Below are 25747 nucleotides of genomic sequence, written 5' to 3' on the forward strand. Positions count from 1 at the left end.
CACAGTCAGTCGAGGGCGCGCCAGGGGCCGTAGGGAGCGCCGGGCTCCTGGTTGCGGGTCCACCACTTCGCCTCGTAACGCTCGTCGTGGTGGATGACGACCACGCCCTCGGTGAAGATGCGGGACGCGGTCCAGGCAGGCGTGCCGTCGCTAATGGAGGCGACTTCCTGCCAGGGGCCGTAGGGCGAGGTCCCGGGTTCCTGGGCAGAGGTCCACCAGGTGGCTTCCCACAGGGTGCCGTCGAAGGAGACGCGGTCGCCCTCGGTGTACACCGTCGCCGCGCCCCACGCGGGGACCACGGTGGCGTCGTGCACCAGGTCACCGTGGGTGAGCGTGAGTACCGGCGCGGAGTGGATCGCGGTCATCGGGCGCTCCTCGGCCAGAAGGCCGTCGACCACCGGGAGGTCGAAGCGGGTCGCCGCGATCTCGAACCAGGCCATGCTGTGCGCCGTGACGCCCTGATCGGCCAGGTAGTCGATGGTGCGCACGTTGTGCAGGCCGTCGAGGTCGCCGTCGTAGTGCGAGAACGTCGCTGGGTCGTCCACCCAGTCGGCGAGCAGTGCCGTCGCGTCCTCGATCGTCGCGCCCTGGCTGTTCTCGTACCCGTAGAGGTCCAGGCCGTGGGCGTCGAGCACCTCGGCGGTCAGGACCGTCGGGGCCAGGGAAAAGTGGGAGTACCAGATGCCGTAGTCGCCCACGCCACCGTTGCGCCCGACCTCTTCGACGAGGTGACCGTCCGCAGCGATCTGATGGTCGAGCTTGGCCCGGGCCGACGCCGCGACCTCCGCCAGGAGAGCATCGTCGTCCAGGTACCCGCCGATGGCGGACTCGAGAGCCAGCGCCCAGCTGCCCCAGTTGTTCATGCCGCCGTCGATCGACTTCCCGACGCGCAACGCCTCGGTGCCGATCATCGCGGCGAACTCGGCCTCGTCCGCAGCCGGCCAGACGGGCTGGTCGCGTAGCAGCGAGGCCGCGTAGATCATGGCCGGGAAGTGGTAGCTGAAGGCGAGCGCGGAGTCCTCCGAGGTGCGGAAGCAGGGCACGTCGGTCCAGGCGTCCAGGAACTCGACGGCGTGCTCGCCGTAGGTGACGTCGCCCGTGATCCGGTAGGCGAGCGCGAGCCGATAGGCGGCGTTCGCGTCGTGCTGGAGCCCGTCGCGGGCTGCCCGGTGCACGTCCGGGTCGTTGTAGAACCAGGGGACGAAGAACACCTCGGGAGCGTCGGGCTCGCGTGCCAGGTCGGCGGCCAGCGCCTCCTGGAGCTGGTCCCAGGCCGAGACCTGGGGCTCGGTCCCGGCGGCGATGCGAGCCGACACGACATCGACCCTGTCGTCGTCGACCAGGACGGGTCCGCGGGCGTCCCCGACCGATGCGTCGTCGCGCACGGTGCAGCCGGGTGCGGGCGGGATCGTGTCGTCGGACGGGACGACGCCCTCGGCCTGCACGTCGTCGAAGGCAGCTGCGGTGCCGCGGTGCGCGACCAGGCTGACGCCGCCGCCGCGGAACGAGGAGTCGGTCACGGTCACGGTCGTGCCGCCGACCGCGGCCCGCAGCTCGTCGCCGACGATCTCCACCTCGATCCGGACGGGGCCGTCGCCGGTCCGCGCCGTGGTGTCGGCCCGGGCGAGGTAGTCCACGCCGCTGTTGCCGGCGGCGCCGATGATCACGAGCTCGCCGGAGCGGCGCAGCAGCGCCGTGTAGCCCGACATCGTGTAGTCGTCGAGCACGGCGTCACGGTGGACGTGGACGCCGACCCAGGAGGAGTCGTTGCCCGCACTCGTGCTGACGTCGACCGTCACGCGGCCGTCGCCGTCGAGACGATGGCCGACCAGCGCGAGGGAGTAGCCGCGGTCTCCCGGCTGCTCGTCGGCGACGGCGTGACCGTCCTCGGCGCGCCACGTGCCGGACGCGACGTACCAGTCGTCGCCGAGGCCGGAGAAGTCGTCGGTGAGCACACCGTTCGTGACGGCACTCGTCGTGACGGCACTCGTCGTGGCGGTCGTGGCGGTCGCTGCGGCCGGGACCGCGGTGCTCAGGGCGAGCGTCGCGACGAGCGCCGGGGCGATGATCCTCCGGAGAGGGTGGCCGGGGGCGGTCAAGGACATCGAGTCACCTCGTCGTGGTCGGTAGTTCCCTGCAGCGGCGCAGCGGTGCGCCGTGCGGACGCCGGTGCTCGGCGTACCCACAACCTGGCATGGGCTGGTTCTCTCGTCAAGGGCAAGTCACACATGAAGTATCACGCCCAACCAAATTAGCCCACTCGGATGGGCGCACTTGACAGGAAGGTGGAGCGCAGATCAGCATTCCTGCAGAAGATCTGGCCGATGGTGGCGCATGATGAAACACAGAGACGTGAGAGATGGCACAGATAAGCACACCAAGTACCATGTCGAAGTCCGACGATGGGCGGCAAATCGGGTCACGGATCGAGGGGCGGACCTTCGCCGTCCTGCTCGTCCTGCCGGGCCTCGCCCTGCTGGCGGCCGTCGTCGTCTACCCGTTGGTCTCCGCGATGACCAGCGCGTTCTTCGAGCAGAGCCTGCTGTACCCGGGGCGGACCTTCGTGGGCCTCGAGAACCTTCATGACGTCCTCGCAGGCGACTTCTGGCAGCTGCTCTGGCAGACGATGGTCTTCACCATCGGGACGACGATCCTGCCGTTCGTCGTCGGGTTCGGGTTGGCGCTCGCGCTCAACACGAGGATCCGCGGGGCCAAGGCGCTGCGCGGGATCATGCTCGTCCCCTGGCTCGTGCCCGGAGTCGTCGTCTCGTTCCTGTGGATGTGGATCTTCAACGCCAACTACGGCGTGCTCAACGCCATCCTCGAGGGCGTTGGGCTGATCGACGAGCCCCAGGCCTGGCTCGCCCAGCCAGGGACCGCGATGGCTGCCGTCGTCGTCGCCAAGACCTGGCAGAGCTTCCCCTGGATGATGGTGATGCTCTTGGCCGGTCTGCAGACCGTGCCGCCCGAACTGCACGAGGCCGCCTCCGTCGACGGGGCGGGCGCCGTGCGTCGGTTCCGCGCCGTCACCCTGCCGCACCTGCGCGGCATCGTCGGGCTCGTCCTGCTGCTCGAGTTCATCTGGAACTTCCAGCACTTCGACATCATCTACGTCCTCACCGGCGGTGGACCCGCCGGCACCACCCAGACGTTCGCCACCGCCGTCTACGACACCGCCTTCCACGGTTACGACCTCGGCCGGGCCGGCGCGCTCGGACTCCTGTGGATGGTGCTGCTCATGGTGCTGGTGGTCGTCTACATCCGCTTCTCGGAGAAGGGGGAGCGCGCATGAGCGCCACCGACACCGCCCCGCCCGTGGCCCCGGCCCCGCCCCTCCCGACGGCACCGTCGCGCCGCCGCCGCCGCCGTCGGCGTCGTCGCTCGAACGTCGCCGCATGGATCGCGGTCGTCGTCTTCGGCGGGTTCGCGCTGCTGCCCGTCTACTGGCTGCTCGCGACGTCGCTGACGCCACGCACGGAGGTCTTCGCCTACCCGCCGGCGATCTTCCCGTCATCGCCCACCCTCGACGCCTACACCGCGCTGCTGGAGAACGAGCAGCTCTTCGTCTACCTGCGCAACTCCGTCGTCGTCTCCGTCGTGACCGCCGTGCTCAGCGTCGTGGTCTCGGCCTGCATGGCGTACTCGTTCTCCAAGTACCGCTACCGCGGCCGCCGGTCGCTCATGTACCTGGTGCTCGCGTCGCAGATGTTCCCCCAGGCGCTGCTCCTGGTCACGCTCTATGCCGTCTTCAGCGCCTACGGCCTGCTCAACACCTATGCCGCCTTGGTGCTGTCGTTCACCACGTTCACGCTCCCGCTGTGTGTGTGGATGCTCAAGGGATTCTTTGACACCATCCCCGACGAGCTCATCGAGGCCGCCCGGGTCGACGGGGCCTCGCCGCTGCGGACCTTCGTCTCGATCGTCCTGCCGCTCGCGGCGCCGGGACTCGTCGCGGCCGGGTTGTTCGCCTTCGTCCGTGGCTGGAACGACTTCATCTTCGCCCTCACGCTCGCCGGCCCCGAGAAGCAGACCTTGCCGCCAGGCCTCGTCAACACGTTCATCGGTGAGGCGTCGACCGCGTGGCCCGAACTGATGGCGGCTTCGCTGGTCGTCTCGCTGCCCGTCGCCGTCGCGTTCATCGCCCTTCAGCGCTTCCTCGTCGGCGGGCTCACCGCCGGCGCGGTCAAGGGCTGACAGCTCCCCTGCCCCATCGTCCCTGCTCACCGCTCGTCGCCTTCGAAGGAGAAGACACATGACTGCCCAGAGACCCACCGCGACCACCGTCGTCGACGACCTGTCGCGTCGTCGCATCCTGCAGCTCTTCGGCATCGGCGCCGGGACGGCCGCGCTGGCCGCGTGCGCCCCGTCCGGCGGCGGCGCTTCCGCACCGGCCGCCTCGGGCGGGAGCACGGCCCAGAACTTCTCGTTCGCGTCCTGGTCCCTGTCCGAGGAGGCTGCCAAGCCGGTCATCACCGGGCAGCTCGACACCTTTGGGGCGGACGTAGGGGTCGACGCAACCCCGGTGTCCTACCCGTACAACGAGTACCTCAACCAACTCATGCTCCAGACCCGCGGCGGGGAGTTCTCCGGAGCCGCCCAGCTCGACATCGCCTGGCTGGGGACGTTGGCCGCTCTCGGAAAGCTCCAGGACCTCTCGGCGCTGGCGCAGGGTCGCGGCTACATCGGAGCGGGTCTGTCGGTCGGACAGTTCGACGGCGTCCAGTACGGCCTGCCCTGGACGCTCGGCGCGATCGGGCTCGTCGGCAACCGGGAGATCCTCGATCGGGCCGGCATCACGGAACTGCCGTCCGACGTCGCCGGCTTCGAGGACGCGCTGCGCGAGCTGAAGAAGCTCGACGGCGGCCTGGTGCCGTACGCGGCGTCCACGAAGGTCGCCCAGCTCAAGGACGTCCAGACCTGGATGCAGACCTTCGGGTGCACCCTCGTCGAGGACGGTCGGGTGACGATCGGCGACGACGCCTCCGTCGAGGCCATGACGTGGTACAAGAGGCTCTACGACGACGGCCTCATCGGGGCCGACGTCGACCGCTTCGACGCTCGTTCGCTCTTCGCCCAGGGGAAGACCGCGCTGTACGACGACGCGCCGGTCGGCAGGTCCGCCGTCCTCGCGGACTCGCCCGACACCGAGCTCGGCGACAAGCTCGTGCCGTTCTCCCGGCCTGTCGCCTCCTCCGGCGACGACCCCCGTGCGCTCGCCTGGGGGCACGTCATCGTCGTGGTCGACGGCGACGGCGCAGGCACTGCCGCCGACTACGCGCGGTGGGTGACCTCCGACGAGGCGGTGGTGGTGGACTACTTCGAGCAGCTCGGCCTGCCCCCGACCACCCAGGCTGGGTTGTCCTCCGAGGCGGTCGCCTCCGACCAGTTCATCAGCCAGTTCGGCGAGCGGATCACCGAGACCTCGACGCCGAGCCCGTTCTGGGTCTATCCCCAGTACGGCCAGATCGACTCGGCGATCGCCGAGCACGTCCAGGCAGTCCTCGTCGGGTCGGCCACGCCGCGCGAGGCCATGAAGGCCGCTCGCGACGAGGCCCAGTCGCTCATCGACTGACCGACCGCCGGCACCCGCCACGGTCGCCGGTCGCAGCTGCACCTTGGCAGGACGACCGGCGACCGATCGCCCGACACATCACCGAGTGAGGAAACACCGTGCAGAACCGGACCGTGCAAGCCGACGTCGTCGTCGTGGGAGGTGGCCTGGCCGGCGTGAGCGCCGCCGTCGCAGCGGCTCGCCTCGGCCGTCGCGTCGCGCTGGTGAACAACCGCCCCGTCCTCGGTGGCAACTCCTCGTCGGAGGTGCGCGTCTGGGTCTGCGGCGCCACCGCGCACGGCAACCAGCGCTGGGCGAGGGAGAACGGCGTGGTCGGGGAGATGTACGTCGAGAACCAGTACCGCAACCCGGAGGGCAACCCTGTCTACTGGGACGACGTGGTGCTCGACACGGTCCGTCGTGAAGACAACGTGGAGCTGTTCCTCAACACCGACGTCCGCGACGTCGAGGCCACCGGGCCGGACGACGCGCGGCGAATCGTGTCCGTGACCGGCTGGACCATGGGCTCGGAGATCCTCACCCGGTTCGAGGCCCCGATCTTCCTCGACTGCTCCGGCGACGGGCTGGTCGGGCATCTGGCCGGTGCACGGTACCGGCTCGGCAAGGAGTCCCGCGCCGAGTTCGGGGAGGAGTGGGCCCTCGAGGAACCGCGCCGCGAGTTCCTCGGGTCGACGCTGCTCTTCTACACGAAAGACCTCGGCAAGCCGGTGAAATACGTCCCGCCCGAGACCGCCGTCGACATCACGAAGACCCCTATCCCCGAGTCGCGAGTGATCCGCAGCGGGGACTCCGGGGCGCACTACTGGTGGATCGAGTGGGGTGGCGAGCTCGATATCGTCGGTGACAACGAGCGGATCCGCGACGAGCTGCGGGGCGTGATCCTCGGCATCTGGGACTACATCAAGAACTCCGGGAAGTTCGACGCCGACAACCTCACCCTGGAGTGGATCGGTAACGTCCCTGGCAAACGAGAGTATCGCCGGTTCATCGGGGACCACACACTCACCCAGCAGGACATCGTCGACCAGACTCGCTTCCCCGACACGGTGGCGTTCGGCGGCTGGTCGATCGACCTGCACCCCGTGGGAGGAATGTACGAGCCGGGAGCCGGAGCCGTACAGCGCTTCTCCGACGGCGTCTTCGAGATCCCGTACCGCTGCCTGTACTCGGTGAACGTCGAGAACATGCTCATGGCGGGCCGTGACATCTCGGCGACGCACATCGCCTTCGGTGCGAGCCGTGTCATGGCGACCTGCGGGACGCTCGGCGAGGCGGCTGGCACCGCAGCCGCTCTGTGCGTCGAGCACGGGCTCACTCCGCGTGAGCTCGGCGCCGACCACACAACCCTGCTCCAGCAGACGCTGCTTCGTCAGGATGCCTCCGTCCTGGGGGTGGCCAACGAGGACCCGGGCGACCTGGCCAGGTCCGCCCGGATCAGCGCCTCGAGCCATCAGCGCGTCGTCGGGGTGCATCGACGCGAGGACGGGACGGTCGCGGCCGACGACGTCCGCGCGGACCGGCTGGAGTCCGACCTCGGGATCGTCGTGCCGGTCCACCCCGTCCTGGAGCACGTGGACGTCCTGCTCTCGGCCGACGTCGACACCACCCTGGAGGTCGAGGTGCACTCGACCGGCCTGCCGCAGAACGTCGTGCCCGCCCGCCTCGAGCACGCGACGAGCGTGCCGGTCCCGGCCGGGGGACCGGAGTGGGTACGGCTGCCGACCCCGTACGCCCCCGAACGGCCCGCGAACGCCGTCGTCGTGCTGCGGGCCAACCCCGCCGTGGAGGTGCGGACGGCACGTCCCCTGCCGCCCGGCGTCCTGACGCTCGTGCACGGGCAGGACGCCGACGACCAGAACGTCTCGGTGACCGCGGGTCGACTCCTGTCCTGGCCGACGAAGCCGATGCGCGGGCGAGCCGTGTGCTTCACCGCCGGACCCGAGTCGGAGGCCCTCGCGCCCGAGCGGGCCGTGTCCGGGTACCACCGCCCCTACGGGGGGCCGCAGGAGTGGGCGTCGGCGCCGCTGCGGGAGGGGGTCGAGGAGTGGCTGCGGCTGGACTGGGACGTGGCGGTCGTCCCGCGGGAGGTCCACGTCGTCCTCGACGACGACGTGGACCTCGAGCTGAACACGCTCCACCACCACCGCAGCCCCGACGAGGTGCTGCCCCAGCTCCTGCGCGACTACCGCATCGAGGTCCTCCCGGCAGACGCCGGGGACTGGAGCACCGTTGCCACCGTCCGGGAGAACCGGTGGCGCCACCGGGTGCACGCACTCGTCGGCGCCGACCCGGTGCGGGCCGTGCGACTGGTGGTCGAGCGCACGAACGGAGCGCCGGAAGCCCGGGTCGTTCAGCTGAGGGTCCAGGCGTGAGCCCGGCACGCGGCACAATGCGTCGTATGGGTGACGCGCGGCGCGGGACGTCCGAGACCAGGACCGACAGGACGGGAGCCGCCCGAAGGCCCCGCACCGGCATTGTGCTCCTCGCGGTGCCCGACCTCGAGGAGCCATGGTTCGCGGAGCTGACGTCGCTGCTGGTGCGGCGCGCCGAAGACCTGGGGTGGGCCGTCGTCGTGCGTCAGACGTTCGGCGACCACGAGAAGGAGATGGACGTCGCCAACGGGGTCGGGGTGCCGCCGTCGGACGGCCTCCTGCACATCCCACGTTCGCTGACGGTCGCAGACCTGACCCGGCGGACCAGGCCCGGCCCGCTGGTCCTCCTTGGCGAGCACGTCGAGGCGGGCCCGTTCGCCCACGTGACGATCGACAACCACGCGGCCGCGGTCGCGGCGACGGAGCACGTCCTGCGGGCCGGGCGACGGCGGGTGGCGATGGTCGGGCGACGGTCGGCTGCACCGTCCGACGCTGCCAACCGACGCTACGAGGGGTATGTGGACGCCCTGCTCGACCACGGGATCGACCCGGAGCCGGCGCTGGTGGCCAGCGTCGGGGCGTACAACCCGGCTGAGGGGGACGCGGCGCTGGGGCGGCTCGTCACCAACGACGCGGAGTTCGACGCGATCGTTTGCGTCAACGACTCCGTGGCCCTGGGCGTGCTGCACCGTCTCGCCGCCGAGGGCCGCCGGGTGCCCGATGACGTCGCCGTGATCGGCATCGACGATATCGCCGCCGGTCGCTGGACCGTCCCCTCGTTGTCCACCGTCGCCCCCGACCGGGACCGGCTCGTGGAGCGGGGGCTCGCGGTGCTGGAGCGGCAGATCGCCGCCCCGGTCGCCGCTGACCAGCCGGTCGAACAGGTCACCGTGCCGTTCACGGTCGTGGAACGGGGCAGCACCGCGACCTGACAGTGTCAGTCGGGCGACGGAGCGACGATGACCTCGGGGCCGTGGCCCTCGATCTCCGTCACGGCTTCGGGGTCCAGCCCGGCGTCGCTGATCACGACGTCGGCCGACTCGAGGTCCGCCACGGTCGTCAGGCTGACCATGCGCCACTTGGAGTGGTCAGCCACGACGACGGCACGCCCCCCGGCTGCGAGCAGTGCGCGGTTCGTCTCGGCCTCGAGCAGGTTGGGCGTCGTCAGGCCGGCACGAGGATCGAGCCCGTGGACCCCGACGAACACGACGTCGCAGTGGAGCAACTCGAGGGTGCGCACGGCCACCGGGCCGACCAGCGCCCGTGCCGGGGTGCGGACCCCGCCCGTCAGCACGACGTGCGCGGAGCGCGACTCCGCGACAAAGGCCTCATCGTCGAACAGGTCGGCCACCGGCAGCGAGTTGGTCACGACGGTGACGTCCGGAACGGCCCGCAGGCGGCGGGCGACGTGCCACGCCGTCGAGCCGCCCGACACCCCGACGGACATTCCGGGTTCGACGAGGGCGGCGGCAGCCTCGGCGATCGCCTCCTTCTCGGCGGTCCGGGCGTCCCAGCCCGTCGAGGGGAGGCGAGAGGGGTCGCCGTCGATCGTCATCACGCCGCCATGGACCTTGCGCAGCCGACCCTGCTCCGCCAGCTCGTCGATGTCGCGGCGGACCGTCATCCGTGAGACGCCCAGAGCGGACGCCAGGTCGACGACGCGGGCCGACCCGTGGGCCGCGACATGGTCGAGCAAGGCGGATCGGCGCTCGGCGGGAAGCATGGCCACCATGGGCGACAACCTATCGCGAGTCGATCGGCGCCCCGGCGCCGTGGACGAGTGGCGCCCCCTGCGTGCGGCTTGTCCTTGAAGCGGTGTTCGGCCCTTCTGGCGTGCCGGGCCCGGCAGACCTCCGTCGTGGCGTCGAAGGAGGGGCGGCCGATGGCGGCGGGTGGACGGCGCGCACGGACGGGTGCACTCGGCCCCCGCCCTCGTTGGTGACCTCTCGTGGGCCTCGCTCGAGTGCAGGTCGCAGATGGTGTGATGTGCATCACTGAGACGTCATGGACGACGGCGGCGAGGGTCTTCACTCTACGGGGGGCTGTGCGGGTTTCCCGGGGGCCAAGGGGCGGAGGGCGGCGACGTGCCAGACATCCTGGATGAGGTGCCCGACGGACGGCTGACCACGCTCGCCCGCGAGGGGCGCGACGACGCGTACGCGGAGCTCTACCGGCGCCACCACGCTGCTGCGCTGAGGTATGCCCGGCGTTTCGTCCCGGCTCCGGACGCTCACGACGTGGCCCAGGAGGCCTTCCTCAACGTCCTGCGCGCCCTGCGCGGTGAGCACGGGCCGCGCGACGAGTTCGTCGGATACCTGTTGCGGACCGTGCGCAACCTGGTGACCGACCGGTCCCGCCGGACCGAGTCCGTGCTCATGGAGCTGCAGGAGATCGAGGACGCACAGGGCGAGCACAGTCCGGACCACGCGCACGCGCTGGCGGAGAGGGACGTGCTCGCGCGGGCGTTCGCCTCCCTGCCCGACCAGTGGCAACGGATCCTGTGGCTGACGGAGGTCGAGGGAACGCCTCCGCGTGACCTGGTCCCGCAGTTCGCCTCCAGTCCGAACGCTGTCGCCCAGCTGTCCCGCCGTGCCCGGGAGGGCCTGCGCGGAGCATGGCTGCAGGCGCACGTACGGACCCGCGACGCCGAGCCAGGTTGCCGCGAGACGCTCGCCGTCCTGGCCGACTACGACCGCGGTCGGCTCGGGGCTTCCAAGGCGCGGCGCGTCGACGCACATCTCGTCGGCTGCGCCTCCTGCTCGGAGGTGCTGGCCGAGCTGCGGCACGTCTCCCTGCGGATGCCGGTCCTCCTGCTGCCGGTCGTGCTCGGTGCCGGTTCCTTCGTGGACGGAGCGTTCGCCGGCACGTCCGGCACGTCCGGCGCAGGGGCCGGCGTCGGAGCCGGGGCAGCGTCGCGCGGGTCCAGGCGACGGGCGCACGATCGAGGGCTGACCACGACCGGGATCGCGGCCGGGGCCGTGGGCGTCGTCGTCGTGGCAGCCGTGGTCGTCGGCGCGACCGTGCTCTGGGGCACCGGGAGCTCACCCGGGTCGTCAGTGGCCGGGACCGGGGCCGTTGCCGCGCCCGCGGCGCCCGTTGCCCCCGAACGGGCCGAGCCCGTCTCGCCGTCGCCCTCGCCGTCGTCCTCCGACCAGCCTGAGCCGTCTCCTGAGCCGCCGTTGCTCCCTGATCCGCACGCGGCCCCGGCGGTACCTGACGAGGCGGAGGCCGCCGAACCGGCGGCTGCTCCGGTGCCCGGAGCTTCTGACCCGCCCGCCGCCGACGCGGCCGAGCCGACACCTGGTGCGCCGCCGCAGGCGACACCGGCCCCGACGTCGACGCCGAGCGCGACTCCGAGTCCGTCGCCGTCGCCGAGCACAGCTCCGACCCCGTCGCCGAGCGCAACTCCGACCCCGACCCCGTCGCCGAGCGCGACTCCGACCCCGACGCCGGACCCGCCGACGATCACCGCACCGGCAGCGGGAGACTTCCGCACGTCGGTCACCCTCACGGGGACCGCGCTCCCCGGGGCGACGGTCGAGGTCGTGGACCAGGGCGGTGTGGTCGTCGCCACGGCGACCGCCGACGCCGTTGGCGCGTGGGAGGCCGTCCCGGAACCCGGGGAGCCGGACGTCGCCACGACGTACACCGCCACGCAGACCGTGGATGCCGCCCGGTCGGGCGCCAGTGGTGCAGCCGGACCGTACGTCTTCGAGGCGCCGGTGATCCTCGCGCCCGTGCCGGGTGAGGACGTCAGCGTGCTGCCCGGGAACCTCGTGGCGTTCGACCTCCACGTGCCGGCCGGCACGCCGTACGAGGTGACGCTCGACGGTGGGACGACGTCGTTCCCTGCGCTCGAGACCGACACCACGTTCAACTACTTCTTCGCCGACCTGGACGCCGGGTCCCACGAGCTCACCACCCGCTTCGTCGACCCTTCCGGTGCCGGGGCCGGTGCGCTGCGGAGGGTGACGTTCTTCGTGCCGTCGGGCTGAGACACGCCCTGTGACGGGGTTCACCCACTCCTTCGCGTCACGGCGGCCCCCGCTCTGCGTGTGATCAGTTGGTGGGCCGCTCGAGCCCGCCACCGAGACGTGGAGGACGCATGCAGCACCGACGCCTGGTCGCCAGGATCGCCCTACTGCTGGTCGGAACTGGCGCACTGACGACCGCCACCGCCTGTGGCGCCCCGGACCAGGATCCGCCGTCGTGGGACGCCGTCGCGGCGACGAGCACCGGTCTGTGGGACACGGTGCCCGTGACCCTGACGTGGTCGCTCGACGGCGACGGCGGGTCCGAGGGCTTCACCGTCGAGCTGCCGCCCGAGCTGCGAGCGCTCGTCCCCGCGACGGATGCGACGACGGCTGACGGGACTCGCGTGGGCCACGTCGAGGTCGACGGGGACGTGGCCCACGTGACCTGGGACGGCGCGCAGGAGGGCCGGGCGACCGCGGAGCTGCCCACGGCCTGGGACCCGGGCGCCGTCGGTGCGGGCGAGGACGTGGAGCTGACGTTCCGGGCCGGCGTCCAGGAGGTCGCCCAGCGGGTCAGCATCCGCGCGGACGAGGCGGACCTGAGCGGCGGACGTCTCTACGGCTACTGGACCGACCGTGAGAACGAGGACCGTCTCGATTCCCAGGGCGCGCTGCAGTGGCGCTATGTCACTCCGTTGGGCACCCCGACGCCGGTGCGTCTCGTCGTCGACTCCGGCCAGGAGATCGACTGCGGAGCGATCACGTTCCGCGTGCTCGACGGCGGGGACGAGGGCCGGGAGATCCCCGGCGCGGACGCACCGGAGTACACCTGCACGGGCCGCGCGCTGGAGGTCACGCTGGAGCCGCGTGCTCCCGGCGAGGCCCTGATGCTGCTCGTGGCCGCAACACCTGTCGACACCGAGGACTCCTATACCGCGGACGTCGAGGGCACCCCCGAGCCGCTGACCAGCACCGTCGACCGTGCCGGCGGCACCGCCGACACCGTTGCCGCCGGCGCGACGGCTCCCGGCGCCCGAGCCGTCGCCGCCCGGACCGCCGGCGCCCTCGCCGCCGCCGCCGTCCTCGCGGTGATCGTCATCGCGGCGGCGCGCCGACGTCGACCCGGCCGACGTACCTGACCGCCGGCCTTCCCGACCTCTTCACCCGGGCCGCGGCGTCCGCGCCTCTCAGCACGCGACACACCGCTGCCGCCAGATCCCTACCCTCCTGCGCCCTCGTGCGCCCGCACCCACCAGGACCGATGATGTATCACCTCTTCCTCATCCTTCTCCTCGTCCTCGCCTCGACGGTCGCGGTCACCCGCGGCGACCGGCTGGACCGGTACCTCCGCCGCCCGTCCGCCGTCCGGTGGGGCGTCCTCGGCGTCACCGCCCTTCTCGTCCCGGTCAACGTCCTTGCCGCCACGCTCCCCGGCGGGTCGGACGTCGCGCTGGGCATCGCCCTCGCCTCCACGACGGTCGTCCTGCTCGGCGGTACCGGGGTGCTGCTGCTCCGGCGCTCGGCGGTCCGTGCGGCGCGGCCGCGCCGGGTCCTCGCGATCGGTGCCCACCCGGACGATCTCGAGCTGGCGTGCGGGGGCACCCTCGCCAAGCTGGTCGACACGGGGCACGAGGTCCACGCCGTCGTGATGAGCCGGGGTGCGGTGGGCGGTGCCGAGGAGACGCGTCTGAGGGAGGCTCAGCGTGGCGCGGCGTTCCTCGGTGCCCGGACCGTGACGGTCCACGACTTCCCCGACACGGCGCTCGCCCAGGCGGAGCAGGGGCTCGTCATGGCCATCGAGGCAGCGATCGACCATCTCGACCCCGACGTCATCCTCACCCACTCGGGGCACGACCAGCACCAGGACCACGCGGCCGTCCACGCCGCGACGCTGCGAGCCGCACGGCAGCGCACGACGATCCTGTGCTTCGAGTCTCCGTCGGTCACCCGCTCCTTCAACCCGAGCGTGTTCATCGACATCGCCGACCACCTCGACGTCAAGGTCCAGGCCGTGCGCCTGCACCGCGACCAGGCCGACAAGCCGTACATGAGCGCCCAGCGTCTGCGTGGGCTGGCCACCTTCCGCGGGGCGCAGGCCAAGCGTGAGTTCGCCGAGGGCTACGAGCCGGTCCGCGTGCTCGGCTCGGCCCTGGGAGAGCTGTGAGGACCCGGGTGCTGGTCACCGGGGCCGGTGGGCCCGCGGGCACCGCGCTCGTCCGCGAGCTGCGCGCACGGGGTCAGCACGTGCTGGCCGTCGACGCGGAGCACCATCCCGGGGTCGTCCGGGTGCCGTACGCGACGGACCCCGGGTTGGTCGCCGTGCTGCGGCGACTCGTCGACCTCGAGCAGATCGACCTGGTGATCCCCACGGTGAGCGAGGAGCTGCCCGTGCTGGCGGCGTCGATGGCGCAGCTCAACCCGGCTCACACGGTCGTCGCCCCCGAGCGGGCGGTCCGGCTCGCGCACGACAAGCTCCTGACGTGCCAGGTGCTCGAGTCCGCTGGGGTGCCCGTCCCGGCGTTCGGTGTGCCGGAGGACTATGACGACGCGCGCGCCGCGGTGCGCGCGCTCGGTGGCGCGGTCGTCACCAAGCCGCGGGTCTCGCGCGGTGGGCGGGGGGTCGAGGTGGTCGACGAGGCGTGGACCGGCTCGTGGGCCGAGGTCCCGCCGGGATCCGTCGTCCAGGCGTTCGCGCCGGGTGTCGAGTACGCCCCGATGGTCTTCCGCGCGCCGGGCGCCGACCGGGCGCAGGTCACCGTGGTGCTCGAGAAGACGGCGCTCGCGGACGGCCGGGTCGGCAACGCCACCGCCGTGCGGCGGGTGCGTGCCGACGACGTCGCCGAGGTCGCGAGCCGCGCGGTGGTTGCTCTGGGACTGACGGGGCCGGTCGATCTCGACGTCCGGCGCGACGTCGACGGCCGGCCCGTGGTGCTCGAGGTGAACGCCCGCTTCGGCGCCAACAGCGCCGCAGCGCCCGAGGTGATCGACGCCGTGCTCGAGGACTCCGGCCTGCCGGCACACGGAGCCGGAGTGGGAGCGTGAGCGAGGCGGTTGACGCGGTGTCGCTGACGGTCGTCCTCGGCGGCATGGTGCTCATGCTCTTCGGCCTGCTCAAGCTCGTCGTCGTGCCGTTGGCGGTCGCGTTCGAGCTGGGTGACCGCCGCAGCCGCCGGCGCGGCGATCACACGATCCTCGCCGAGCGTCCCTGGGTCAGCATCGTGGTTCCGGCCTACAACGAGGCGCCCGTCCTCGAGAACTGCGTCCGCTCGCTCGTCGGCGGATCGTACGAGCGCCTCGAGGTGATCATCGTCGACGACGGGTCCGACGACGGCACGGCGGAGATCGCCGAGAGGCTGGAGCAGACGCACCCGCAGGTGCGGGCGGTGCAGCAGGCGAACGCAGGGAAGGGCGCCGCGCTCAACCGGGGGATCGCCGAAGCCAGGGGCGAGATCCTGTTCTTCGTCGACGCGGACGGCATCTTCGGCCGCGACACCGTCGCCGAGATGTTGCGCGGGTTCGACCATCCGCGCGTCGGCGCCGTCTGCGGGGACGACCGCCCCGTCAACCTCGATCGGGTCCAGACCCGGTTGCTGGCCATCCTGAGCCATGCCGGGACGGGTCTGGTCCGGCGCGCGCTGACGATGCTGGGCTGCCTCCCGATCGTCTCCGGCAACATCGGTGCGTTCCCTCGCGCCGTCCTCGCCGAGGTGGGCGGGTTCGACGAGAGCACGGTCGGCGAGGACCTCGAGCTGACGTGGCGGGTGCACCGTGCGGGGTACCGCGTCGTGTTCCGGCCGCGGGCCCTCGTCTACGCGGAGTCGCCCGCGACGCTGCGGACGCTGTGGCGCCAGCGGGTCCGGTGGGCACGAGGTCTGCTGCAGACGATGCGTCGGCACCCGGACATGATCGGCAACCCGCGCTACCGGGCGTTCGGGCTCTACCTGGTGGTCAACACACTGACCATGGTGGTGATGCCGCTGCTGCAGCTCGTGGTGCTCCTCCTGCTGCCGCTGGCGCTCGGGGCCGGCGGAGTGACCGTCGACGGGGGTCTCCTGGGCCGGCTGGGCTGGCTCGGCCTCTTCGTCTCGCTCGCCGTGACCGGCGTGGCCGTCGGGCTCAACCGTGCGTGGCCTGATCTCCGCCACCTGTGGACGCTGCCGCTGTGGCCGCTGTACTCCACGATGCTCGGCCTCGTCGTCGTCGGTGCTCTCTGGCAGGAGGCGCGCGGCAAGACGGCCGCGTGGAACAAGATGGTCCGTACCGGCGTCGTCAGCGTCGACGGGCTGGCACGGCGCTGACCGGTCCGGATGTCGTCGACCGTTCAGTCCCCGGCGTCGTGCACGAGCAGCGCCACCTGCGTGCGGTTCTCCAGGCCGAGCTTGTCCAGCAGCTGGGAGACGTGCGCCTTGACCGTCGGCACGCTCAGGTAGAGGCGGGCGGCGATCTCGGCGTTGGAGGCACCGCGACCGAGCTCGGCGGCGACGTCGCGCTCCCGGGCGGTCAGGACGCTCAGGGCGTCACGGGCGCGTTCTCGGGCGCCGCCCGCTCCCGCGACGGTCGCCATGAGCCGCCGGGCGACGTCGGGCGCCAGTACGGGCTCGCCCGCCGCGGCGGACCGCACCGCGGCGGCGATCCGCGCGGGCGGCATGTCCTTGAGGAGGTAGCCGGCGGCCCCGGCGTGCAGCGCCCCGCCGACCTCCTCGGTGGTGTCGAAGGTGGTGAGGACGACGACGGCGGGCGGCGCCGGGCGTGCGCGGACGGCCCGGGTCGCAGCGATCCCCCCGACGCCGGGCATGCGCAGGTCCATGAGGACGACGTCCGCCGGGTGGGCGTCGAGGACGCCAGGCACGTCGCCGCCGTCCGCCGCATCCGCGACCACCCGGATGCCGTCGGCGCCGTCGAGCATGAGGCGCAGGCCGGCTCGCACGAGCGCGTCGTCGTCGACGAGCACGACGCGCACCCCGGGCTGCTGCGGTTCGGTCATCGGTCCCACGGTAGCCACGCCTCGAGCGTGAATCCTCCGTCGGCGCGCGCCCCGGCGTGCAGGCGCCCGCCGAGGAGCGTGACCCGCTCGCGCAGCCCCACGATCCCGGTGCCGCTGCCGGGGCCGTCACCAGGTGCGCCCGGCCGCCCGCCGTCGTCGTCCACGCGCACCTGGGCCTCGTCGCCGGCGAGCTCGAGCTCCACGCGCACGGTCGCACCGGCGGCGTGCCGCCGGGCGTTGGTGAGTCCCTCCTGGACCGCGCGGAAGAGCGTGGTCCGCACGGCCGGGGGCACGTCGTCGGCGTCGGCCGCCGGTGCCTCGTAGGTGACGTCGCTCCCTGCCGACCGCGCCTCCTCGACGAGGCGGGCGACGTCGTCCAGGTCGGGTGCGTGGCCGAGGTCCTCGGGTGCCGCGCGCAGCAGCCGGACCACCTGGCGCAGATCCTCGAGGGCGTCGCTGACGCCGGAGCGCACGCGGCCGGCCGCCGCGGCCAGCGCGGCGGGGTCGGCGTCGGGCCGGTACTCGAGCGCTCCGGCGGTCGCGGCGAGCAGGGAGAGCCGGTGGGCGAGGGTGTCGTGCATCTCGCGGGCGATCCGGGTGCGTTCGGCCGTGCGGGCCTCGGCGACGCGCTGCTCCTGCTCGGCCTCGGCGCGGCGGGCGCGGTCGCGCAGCGACCACAGCACCAGCGCCCGTTCCTGCCAGTACGCGCCCCACCCGAGCAGCGCCGCGTGCACCGCGACGTCGCACAGCAGCCACCACTCGAGCGGTAGCGGGACGGGGTGCCACAGCGCCTGGACGGCGTGCCCGAGCGTCCCGGCGACCGCGACGGGCAGGGCGGTGCGGACCGGGCGGCTCCGCGCCACCTGCAGCGTGGCGGCCGTGGCGGCGGGCGTCGCGGCCGGCGACAGCGCGGCCAGGACGGCGAGCCCGAGGGCCGCCGCGACCGTGTGCCGGGTGAACATCAGAGCGGTCAGCCCGAGCGCGCCGAGACCGACGACGACGTCGAGGAGCAACCTGTCGGGGGCGTCGAGGCTCGAGGTCACCACCACCAGCACGGTCAGCGCGGCGATCACCAGCCAGGCACCGACGAGCAGGCGCCGGGGCAGTCGCGGGCCGAGGGTCTCCATGGCCCGCACGCTACGACGCGTCGCCGTGGCCCGACACCGACGAAGGTCGGGGGTGCCCCCGGGCAGCGGTCGGGGCCGCCGACGACGGAGGTCGCGGTCGATGTCTCCCTCCGGTCGAGGCGCGGCCCTGCCGTGCGCTCCCAGGCTGGTCTCCGACAGACGATCGACGACGGCCGGTGCGTGCCGGCAGGAGGAGGCAGGGCGATGACCGATCAGGTGACAGGGCGGACGCCGGAGGGCGGGCACGGGACCCGACGGCGCGGGGTGCTCCGCCGTCCGACACCGCCGGGGGCCGTCCCCCTGCTGGCCGCGGCGGTCGCCGCCGTGGTGTGGACGGTGGCGACGCTGAGCGGTGCGGACCTGCGGGCCCGTGCCGGGGACGGGCTGCGCGAGGTGGGGCTGGCCGACGTCGTCGTGGCCGGGCTGGTGGCGGGGCTGCTCGGGTGGGGTACGCGAGCGCTCCTGCGGCGGCTGACCGGTGACGGCGAACGCACCTGGCTCGTGGCGTGCGGCGTGGTGCTGCTGGTGTCGCTGGCCGGTCCGCTCGGTGCGGCGACCCGCGAGGCGGCGGGGTTCCTCGTCGCGGAGCACGTCGCCGTCGGCGCCGCGATCGCGCTGGGTCTTCGCGGGCGCCCGCGCGGGCACCAGGCGTCCGGACGGCCTCGGCCGGTGGCCGTCTCGAGGCCACGTGGTTGATGACCCTGTTGATGATCTCTGTCCGGTGGACGAGCGCTACCAGACCGGAGCGTGTCGAATATGTCTCGCTGGCCGCGTTCAGGCGGCTTGCGACGACCAGGACTGGAGAGCACAACGTGGGGTGCACGACACGTCGTCCGGTGGTGGAACGCACCGGTGCAACGCGGCTGCGCCGGCGCTCGGGCAGCACGCGCCGGCCGGGGCTGGTGGCCCTGGTCCCGTTGCTGTTCGTCGCGGGCTGCAGTGCTGGACCGACGGCCGACGGCGAACATCTCGCGACGGAGCTGATGACCACGATCGAGCGACAGATCGATGTGCGGCCGACGGTCCGGTGCGCCGCGGGCGAGCTGAGCGTCGCCGACGGCGCCGAGCACGACTGCACGGTGACGGACGCCGGCGAGACCCACACGGCACGGGTTCGTGTCGTCAATCCGGACGGTGACGACGACTACTCCGTCCGGCTCGAGATCTCCACCGACGACGCGAGGGACCGATGAAGCAGACGAAGGGCTCCACCATGGCAGCGACGGGACGACGCAGGGGGCTGCGCCGGGTGGGATCGCTCGTGCGAGGTGTCGCCGCCACCGTCGTCGCCGCCCTCGCCCTCACCGGGACGGTCGCGGCCGGCCCGGCGGCGGCGGCGGACGCGGTGCTGACCGTGAGCGTGACCCCGGTGCACCACCTCACCGGTGAGCCCGTCACGGAGACGTCGTACGGCCAGCACGACGACCGGCTGGCGTACCGGGTCTCGTACGCGTGCTCGGTGGCGGACTGCACCGGTGCGGAGGTCCGCTTCTCCCCGTCGCAGCCCGACCCCTACGGGCTGGCGGCGCTCGCGCCGAGCGCGGACTACAGCACCCCTGCGCTCCTCGCGTACGAGACGTGGACGCGCCCCAACGGGGCACCCGACGTGACGCCGACGGGCGACGACCTGACCGGCAAGGTCTTCCAGCTCGGAGACCTGGCCGCCGGGGACTCCGGGACGTTCCTCGTGACCTACCAGGTCGAAGCGGAGGGAACGAGCGGCTTCGGCGCGACGGCGCGAGCCGGGCAGTTCTACCCCGACGGCTTCGAGATCGTCATGGGCGTGGAGGCGTCGGCCGAGAACGTGCCGGACCCGGTCGAGGCGACCGCTGCTCCCGTCGTCTGGCACAACGAGGTCCCCGACCCGAGCGTCGCCATCGTCGGTGCGGAGAGGACCGTCTCCGTCGACGACCCGCTGACCCTCACGAACAGGATGGGCAGCGGCGCCTTCCCGTTGTTCGTCACCGGCGGGCCCTACCGGGACGCCTACGGCACCACCGAGTGGGTCGCGGCCGGCAGCTACACCGTCACGCAGACCCTGCCGCCCGAGGCGGAGGTCGTCGACACGGATGGCGGTGTGTACGACGAGGCGACCCACACGATCACGTGGACGCGCGGTACCGAGGACGAGCCCGTGTATGACGCCGCGGGTGGTTGGGGCAGCCCGGAGTCGGCCTGGTACACCCGCGACAACTACCGGCCGCACCGGGTCGAGCTCCGGTTCCCGGGGGAGAACTTCGCCGACGCCGACGCCGACGGATGCAACTTCGAGGCGACGGTTCCCGTCAGCCTCTCCGTCGAGGCGACCTACCTCGACGCGGCTCGCACCACCAAGTCCGCGGACACCACCGTCGACGTCGTGGTCGCCTGCTGGGACCCGTTCGGTACAGGGACGACGGCGAAGGACACGTCGCGGACGGGGACGGACGGGCCCACGCGGCTGATCGAGGTGCCGGACGCCGGCGAGCCCGCCAACGAGTACCGGTGGACGGTGTCCGCCGGCAACGGCAGCAACCAGGTGGGAACGGCAGTCATCGAGGACACGTTCGACCAGGAGAACCTCGACGTCTTCGAGATCGCGCTGTCCGCACCGGGCACGATCGAGTGGGAGCTCGACGACGGCCAGACCGGGACGACCACGGGCTCCCGGTACCAGGCGCCCGAGGGCACCAGCATCGTGTCGATGAGGGTCACCAGCGGTGACATCCAGCCGGCGCGCGCGCAGCCCGGCGACCGGACCTTCAGCTGGTTCAACGCGAACGTCCGCTACCGGGTGCAGCCCGGGTCGCCCGTCGACGTCGAGCGGGTCAACACGGCGACGTCGACCATGTCCTGGCCCGACGCTCCGGAGCTGGAGCCCCAGGAGACCGAGGCCTCACGCACCGTGCGGCTCGTGGAGACACCCCGGGCGGTTCCCGAGGTGGTCGCCGACTTCTCGGCTGCTCCCGCGGTCGAGGGCGGTGGCAGCGCGGTACCCGACCGGGACGTCACGTTCAGCGTCGCCGGCTCGGTGACCGACATGCCGTCCGACAGCCCCTTCACCCCGCAGTACGTCTTCATCGCGCCGGAGGGATGGACCGTCTCCGAGGGGACGGCGACGTTCTCCGACGCGCCGGACGGCGTGACGTTCGACTATGCGACCCGCACCGTGGACGGCGTCGAGCGGGACGTGGTGGTGGCGGTGTGGCCGGACGCGACGACGTTCGACGACTACGAGCCGCTGCCGACGATGACCGTCGTCGCGAAGCCGACGTTCGCCGTGGCCGCCGGTACGACCAGCGTCGCGCACGCGTGGATCGGTGACTCGACCCGCACCTGGGACGACACCGAGGCGGACTTCCGCGAGGGGACGCAGAACACCGACGACGTGGACGGCTCCGGCGACGTCGCCGCCTGGTTCGCGACGACGTCCCAGAGCGTCGCCGTCTCCGCCGCCGACTCCCTGACGGTCGTGAAGGAGATCTGCCAGCCGGACCCGACCGCCGCGGACGGCTGCGAGTGGATCGCCGACCCGGACCGGGTGGTGCAGGTGCCGGCCAACGCGACCAGCATCGGATACCGCGTGACGCTGCAGAACAGCGGCAACACGTCCCTCGGCGACGTGGTGGCCTACGACGTGCTCCCGCACGTCGGTGACACCGGGATCACGCCGAGCACCGCGAGCACACCGCGGGGCTCGGAGCTCGACCAGAGCCTCAGTGCGGTCACGGGCACGAGCCCGAACGTGGAGCTCGCGTTCTCCGCGTCCACCGACCCGGACCGTCCGGAGGTCCACCCGGAGCCCGGCGACGACGACTGGTCGGCGGAGCCCGCCGGCATGCGGTCGGTGCGGGCGCTCGTCACGGGAGACCTGGCGCCGGGCGAGACGGCGTCGTTCGTCCTGACCGCGGCGATCGAGGGTGCGGTGGGAGCCGACGCCCTCGCCTGCAACTCCGTGGCGGTCGCTTCCGACCGCACGCTGGCCTCCGAGCCCCGGCCGGTGTGTGCGGTGACCACGGAGGCCGATCTCGTCGCGGGCGGAGCCGACGCCGTGGACGGTCAGGTCGGACGTCCCGTGGTGGTGCCGTTCGAGTTCGAGAACCTGGGCGGTTCGGCCGAGGCCGAGGCGGTCGTGACCCTCTCGCTGCCGGCGGGCGTCCGGGTGGACGGGCTCGCTCCGGACGGCTGGACCTGCACGGCGGACGGGACGGCACCCGTCGAGGGTCCGGCGACGCTCGAGTGCACGCCGACGGAGATGCTGACGACGGGCAGCCCCGCGCCGCTCCTCCTCGAGGCGACCGTGACGCGCGCGGACCCGGAGATCGTCGCGCTGGTCGACGGCCCCACCTACGACTCCGACGAGACGAACAACGAGCACACGGTCCTGATCCGGACGACCGAGGCGGCCGGTGACCTCGAGGTCGAGAAGTCGGACGCCAGGTCCGCCGTGGTGCCGGGTCAGGAGACGACGTACTCGATCACGGTCACCAACCCGCTCGACCACGAGGAGCTGACCGGCGTCACCGTGGTCGACGAGGTCCCGGCGGGCACCGAGCTCGTCTCGGCGTCCGACGACGGCCAGCACGCCGACGGTGACGTCACGTGGGTCGTCGAGACGATCCCCGCCGGCGGTTCCGTCGAGGTGAGCATGACGGTGAGGGTCCTCGAGGACGCTGGCACGGCCATCACCAACACGGCGACCGCGACGGTGGACGACCCGGCGTTCGAGGGGACGACGCTCAGCGGTGAAGGCACCGACGTGAACGTCGTCGACCGGGTCGTGCTCACCAAGACCGCCACGCCGGCGGACCCGGCCGACGCCCGACCCGGAGACGTCGTCACCTATCGCTTCACGATCACCAACGCGGGGGGCGGCCCCCTGAGCGGCATCGAGCTGGACGACCCGATGCCGGGGCTGTCACAGATGACGTACGAGCCGTGGCCCACTCTGCCCGGCCACCTGGGCAGCGGCCAGTCGGTCTCGGCGACGGCCACCTACACCCTGACCGCCGACGACGTCGACGGTGGCGAGCTGCAGAACACGGCGACGGTCCGGGCCGACTCCGCAGATGGCGGTGTCGCGACCGACGATGCGGGTCACACCGTGGAGATCGCGCACGCGCCGGGTATCCAGCTCGCCAAGTCGGGGGAGACGTCCGGCGCGGACGCCGGCGACGTCGTCACGTACACCTTCGACGTGGAGAACACCGGCAACGTCACCCTGACGGACGTCGCGATCGTCGACGACCTGCCGGACCTGTCGGCACTCACGTTCGGTGCGTGGCCCGGCGACGAGGGAGTGCTGCCCGCTGGTGGCTCGGTGGTCGCGACGGCCACCTACGAGCTGACGCAGGACGACGTCGACGCGGGATCCGTCGACAACACCGCGACGGCCGCCGGCAGTGCGCCGGACACCACCACGGTGGAGTCCTCCGACACGGCGACGGTCCTCCTCGCGTCCCACCCGGCACTGACGTTCGAGAAGACGGGCGCCGCCGAGGACCCGGCTCGCACGTCCGCCGGCGGCACCGTCACCTTCACCTTCGAGATCGAGAACGCGGGCAACGTCACCCTGGACGACGTGACCGTCGACGACGCGCTGCCCGGGCTGTCGCCGATCAGCGACGAGGGGTGGCCCCAGGACGCCGGCGTGCTCGCTCCCGGCGAGTCCGTGACGGCGACCGCCACCTACGTCACCGACCAGGACGACGTCGACGCCGGCGGCGTGGACAACGAGGCGACGGTGACCGGCACGGCGCCGGACGGCCAGACGGCGGTCGCGCAGGACGCGACGCGGGTGCCCGTCCCGGCCGACCCCTCCTTGTCCGTCACCAAGTCCGGGCGGCTCGACGCCGGGGCGCCCGCAGCCGGAGACACGGTCACCTACACGTTCGTCACGACGAACACCGGCACGTCGACCGTCGCGGACGTCGCCCTGGACGACCAGCTCGACGGCCTGTCGTCGATCGAGTTCGGGCCGTGGCCGGGCGGTGAACCGGGTGTGCTCGCTCCTTCCGAGGAGGTCAGCGCCACCGCGACGTACGTCATCACCCAGCAGGACCTCGACCGTGGACGGGTGGACAACGTCGTCGAGGCGACCGGGACGGCTGCGAACGGTGGATCGGTCTCGGCTCTCGACGGGGACACGGTCGCCCTCCCCGCGGTGGCCGGGGTCACGCTGGACAAGTCGGGACAGATCACCGACGTCGCGCCGAGGGCGGGCGACCTCGTCGACTACACCTTCGTCGTGACGAACGCCGGCAACGTGACTCTCGAGGGGGTCGAGATCGACGACCAGCTCGACGGTGTCTCGGCAGTGACGTTCGGTCCGTGGCCGGGTTCGCCCGGTGAGCTCAGCCCTGGGGCCGAGGTGCGGGCCACTGCCACCTACGCCGTCACGCAGGCGGACCTGGACGGCGGTGAGGTCGTGAACGTCGCGACCGTGTCGGCGACCGGGGTCCGGGGCGGCGCCGTCACCGACGGGGACACCTCCACGGTCCCGCTGGGCGCGGAGCCTGCCGTCGCTCTCGACAAGTCGGCCGGGTCGACGGCCGACGTCGGGGCGGCCGGCGACGCCTTCGACTACACGTTCGTGGTGACGAACACGGGCAACGTCACGCTCAGCGGTGTCGAGGTCTCGGACGCCCTGGCAGGACTCTCCGAGATCACGTACGGCGAGTGGCCCGCGGAGCCGGGCACGCTCGCCCCGGCGGAGTCGGTGGTCGCCCGGGCGACGTATCACGTCTCGCAGGACGACCTGGATACGGGCGAGGTGTTCAACGAGGCGACGGTCGGTGCGGCAGGTGCTCGTGGCGGCCTGGTCGACGCCCGGGACGACGTGACCGTCGTGCTGGACGGTGACGCGGCCCTCCGGTTCACGAAGACCGGGGCGCTGGCCGACCCGACGCGGCCCCTGGCCGGCGACACCGCGACCTTCACGTTCGAGGTGGAGAACACCGGCAGCGTCACGATCGCGGACCTCACGATCGACGACGAGCTGGAGGGCGTGTCGGACGTGGTGTTCGACGACTGGCCCGGTGAGCCGGGCTCCCTGGCGCCGGGACAGCTGGTGACGGCGACGGCGAGCTATGCGGTGAGCCAGGCCGAGATCGATGCGGGTGTCCTCGAGAACACCGCCACCGCGACCGCCTCCTCCCTGCGCGGAGACGCTCTGGAGGAAGCCTCGTCGGTCACGGTCCCGCTGGAGTCCGTCCCGGGGCTCGCGCTGACGAAGCGTGCAGCCCTCGACGACGGCGACGGCAACGAGGTCGCCGACCCGGGCGAGGAGATCACGTACTCGTTCGACCTCACGAACGTCGGCAACACCACGGTCTTCGACGCGCAGGTGGACGACCCGATGGTGACCGGCGTCGACGGCGTGGACGAGCTGGCCCCGGGCCAGACGGTGACCGTCACCGCCGCTCCCTACGCGGTGACGGTGCCGGACGGCGCCGCGGGATCGGTGGACAACACCGCCTCGGCAGCAGGCTCGGACCCGGACGGCCGGCCGGTGGTCTCGCCGGAGTCGACGGTCTCCACTCCGAGCGCGGCGGCCCCGACGGTCGACGGCCAGACCGGTGAGCTGCCGCGGACCGGCGCCGACGTCGGCTCGGCGGTGCTCGTGGCGATGGCGTTGCTGGTCGCGTTCGGGTGCCTGCTGCTGGTCGCGGCACGGTGGCGCCGCTCCTGAGCGGCGACGGCACCCGTCGTCCGGCCCCCTGGTCAGGGGGCCGGACGAC

The 25747-nt window shown here is 72.4% G+C and carries 17 protein-coding genes; 13 read left to right on the forward strand and 4 right to left on the reverse strand.

Going from position 1 to position 25747, the window contains the following annotated elements; all coding sequences use genetic code 11:
- Positions 1-5: 5 nt before the first annotated feature.
- A complete protein-coding gene (locus UQW22_RS07355) occupies positions 6-2105 on the reverse strand; it encodes an alginate lyase family protein (RefSeq protein ID WP_407320254.1) in 2100 nt (699 codons plus the stop codon).
- A gap of 281 nt (positions 2106-2386) precedes the next feature.
- Between UQW22_RS07355 and UQW22_RS07360 the strand changes: the two genes are divergently transcribed.
- The 5 genes from UQW22_RS07360 (at position 2387) to UQW22_RS07380 (ending at position 8876) form a co-directional block, all read left to right on the forward strand.
- Positions 2387-3292 carry a carbohydrate ABC transporter permease gene (locus UQW22_RS07360; RefSeq protein WP_407320255.1) on the forward strand — a complete coding sequence of 302 codons (906 nt, stop codon included), beginning with the start codon at positions 2387-2389 and terminating at the stop codon, positions 3290-3292.
- On the forward strand, positions 3289-4194 hold the full coding sequence (locus UQW22_RS07365) for a carbohydrate ABC transporter permease (protein WP_407320256.1): 906 nt from the start codon (positions 3289-3291) through the stop codon (positions 4192-4194). Before UQW22_RS07360 ends, UQW22_RS07365 begins: the two co-directional genes overlap by 4 nt.
- Positions 4195-4252: 58 nt before the next feature.
- Complete coding sequence (locus tag UQW22_RS07370; protein WP_407320257.1) at positions 4253-5572, forward strand: extracellular solute-binding protein; 1320 nt, start codon at positions 4253-4255, stop codon at positions 5570-5572.
- A 98-nt stretch (positions 5573-5670) separates the two neighbouring features.
- On the forward strand, positions 5671-7944 hold the full coding sequence (locus tag UQW22_RS07375; RefSeq protein ID WP_407320258.1) for an FAD-dependent oxidoreductase: 2274 nt from the start codon (positions 5671-5673) through the stop codon (positions 7942-7944).
- Between the two features lie 116 nt (positions 7945-8060).
- Positions 8061-8876, forward strand: coding sequence for a LacI family DNA-binding transcriptional regulator (locus UQW22_RS07380; RefSeq protein WP_407320259.1), 816 nt, complete (start codon positions 8061-8063; stop codon positions 8874-8876).
- Between the two features lie 5 nt (positions 8877-8881).
- Here the strand turns inward: UQW22_RS07380 and UQW22_RS07385 are convergent, their stop codons facing one another.
- Entirely contained in the window at positions 8882-9676 is a 795-nt protein-coding gene (locus UQW22_RS07385; protein WP_407320260.1) for a DeoR/GlpR family DNA-binding transcription regulator, read from the reverse strand.
- Positions 9677-10049: 373 nt separating this feature from the next.
- Between UQW22_RS07385 and UQW22_RS07390 the strand changes: the two genes are divergently transcribed.
- The 5 genes from UQW22_RS07390 (at position 10050) to UQW22_RS07410 (ending at position 16216) form a co-directional block, all read left to right on the forward strand.
- Complete coding sequence (locus UQW22_RS07390; protein ID WP_407320261.1) at positions 10050-11939, forward strand: sigma-70 family RNA polymerase sigma factor; 1890 nt, start codon at positions 10050-10052, stop codon at positions 11937-11939.
- 110 nt (positions 11940-12049) lie between these two features.
- Positions 12050-13057, forward strand: a complete 1008-nt coding sequence (locus tag UQW22_RS07395; RefSeq protein WP_407320262.1) for a hypothetical protein — start codon at positions 12050-12052, stop codon at positions 13055-13057.
- A gap of 122 nt (positions 13058-13179) precedes the next feature.
- Positions 13180-14082: a PIG-L deacetylase family protein gene (locus UQW22_RS07400; RefSeq protein WP_407320263.1), complete on the forward strand. Its 903-nt coding sequence runs from the start codon at positions 13180-13182 to the stop codon at positions 14080-14082.
- Entirely contained in the window at positions 14079-14960 is an 882-nt protein-coding gene (locus UQW22_RS07405) for an ATP-grasp domain-containing protein (protein WP_407320264.1), read from the forward strand. Before UQW22_RS07400 ends, UQW22_RS07405 begins: the two co-directional genes overlap by 4 nt.
- Entirely contained in the window at positions 14957-16216 is a 1260-nt protein-coding gene (locus UQW22_RS07410; RefSeq protein WP_407320265.1) for a glycosyltransferase, read from the forward strand. Before UQW22_RS07405 ends, UQW22_RS07410 begins: the two co-directional genes overlap by 4 nt.
- 23 nt (positions 16217-16239) lie before the next feature.
- On the opposite strand, the gene UQW22_RS07415 is transcribed toward UQW22_RS07410, so the two are convergent.
- Positions 16240-16902: a response regulator transcription factor gene (locus UQW22_RS07415; protein ID WP_407320266.1), complete on the reverse strand. Its 663-nt coding sequence runs from the start codon at positions 16900-16902 to the stop codon at positions 16240-16242.
- Positions 16899-18029, reverse strand: coding sequence for a sensor histidine kinase (locus UQW22_RS07420; RefSeq protein ID WP_407320267.1), 1131 nt, complete (start codon positions 18027-18029; stop codon positions 16899-16901). Before UQW22_RS07420 ends, UQW22_RS07415 begins: the two co-directional genes overlap by 4 nt.
- 204 nt (positions 18030-18233) lie before the next feature.
- On the opposite strand from UQW22_RS07420, the gene UQW22_RS07425 reads away from it, so the two are divergent.
- The 3 genes from UQW22_RS07425 to UQW22_RS07435 all read left to right on the forward strand — a co-directional run bounded on the left by UQW22_RS07425 (position 18234) and on the right by UQW22_RS07435 (position 25698).
- Positions 18234-18725, forward strand: a complete 492-nt coding sequence (locus UQW22_RS07425; RefSeq protein WP_407320268.1) for a DUF6069 family protein — start codon at positions 18234-18236, stop codon at positions 18723-18725.
- A gap of 140 nt (positions 18726-18865) precedes the next feature.
- Positions 18866-19222 (forward strand): DUF4333 domain-containing protein, encoded by a 357-nt coding sequence (locus UQW22_RS07430; RefSeq protein WP_407320269.1) that lies wholly within the window; start codon positions 18866-18868, stop codon positions 19220-19222.
- On the forward strand, positions 19219-25698 hold the full coding sequence (locus tag UQW22_RS07435; protein WP_407320270.1) for a hypothetical protein: 6480 nt from the start codon (positions 19219-19221) through the stop codon (positions 25696-25698). Before UQW22_RS07430 ends, UQW22_RS07435 begins: the two co-directional genes overlap by 4 nt.
- Positions 25699-25747: the final 49 nt, after the last annotated feature.

Origin of the sequence: Isoptericola halotolerans (assembly GCF_045689585.1) — a bacterium.
GTDB lineage: Bacteria > Actinomycetota > Actinomycetes > Actinomycetales > Cellulomonadaceae > Isoptericola > Isoptericola halotolerans_B.

Excerpts from the sequence above, each read along its gene's own strand:
- UQW22_RS07355 (WP_407320254.1), bottom strand. The coding sequence starts at position 2,105 with ATGTCCTTGACCGCCCCCGGCCACCCTCTCCGGAGGATCATCGCCCCG.
- UQW22_RS07360 (WP_407320255.1), top strand. The coding sequence starts at position 2,387 with ATGTCGAAGTCCGACGATGGGCGGCAAATCGGGTCACGGATCGAGGGG.
- UQW22_RS07365 (WP_407320256.1), top strand. The coding sequence starts at position 3,289 with ATGAGCGCCACCGACACCGCCCCGCCCGTGGCCCCGGCCCCGCCCCTC.
- UQW22_RS07370 (WP_407320257.1), top strand. The coding sequence starts at position 4,253 with ATGACTGCCCAGAGACCCACCGCGACCACCGTCGTCGACGACCTGTCG.
- UQW22_RS07385 (WP_407320260.1), bottom strand. The coding sequence starts at position 9,676 with ATGGTGGCCATGCTTCCCGCCGAGCGCCGATCCGCCTTGCTCGACCAT.
- UQW22_RS07395 (WP_407320262.1), top strand. The coding sequence starts at position 12,050 with ATGCAGCACCGACGCCTGGTCGCCAGGATCGCCCTACTGCTGGTCGGA.
- UQW22_RS07400 (WP_407320263.1), top strand. The coding sequence starts at position 13,180 with ATGATGTATCACCTCTTCCTCATCCTTCTCCTCGTCCTCGCCTCGACG.
- UQW22_RS07415 (WP_407320266.1), bottom strand. The coding sequence starts at position 16,902 with ATGACCGAACCGCAGCAGCCCGGGGTGCGCGTCGTGCTCGTCGACGAC.
- UQW22_RS07420 (WP_407320267.1), bottom strand. The coding sequence starts at position 18,029 with ATGGAGACCCTCGGCCCGCGACTGCCCCGGCGCCTGCTCGTCGGTGCC.
- UQW22_RS07425 (WP_407320268.1), top strand. The coding sequence starts at position 18,234 with ATGACCGATCAGGTGACAGGGCGGACGCCGGAGGGCGGGCACGGGACC.
- UQW22_RS07435 (WP_407320270.1), top strand. The coding sequence starts at position 19,219 with ATGAAGCAGACGAAGGGCTCCACCATGGCAGCGACGGGACGACGCAGG.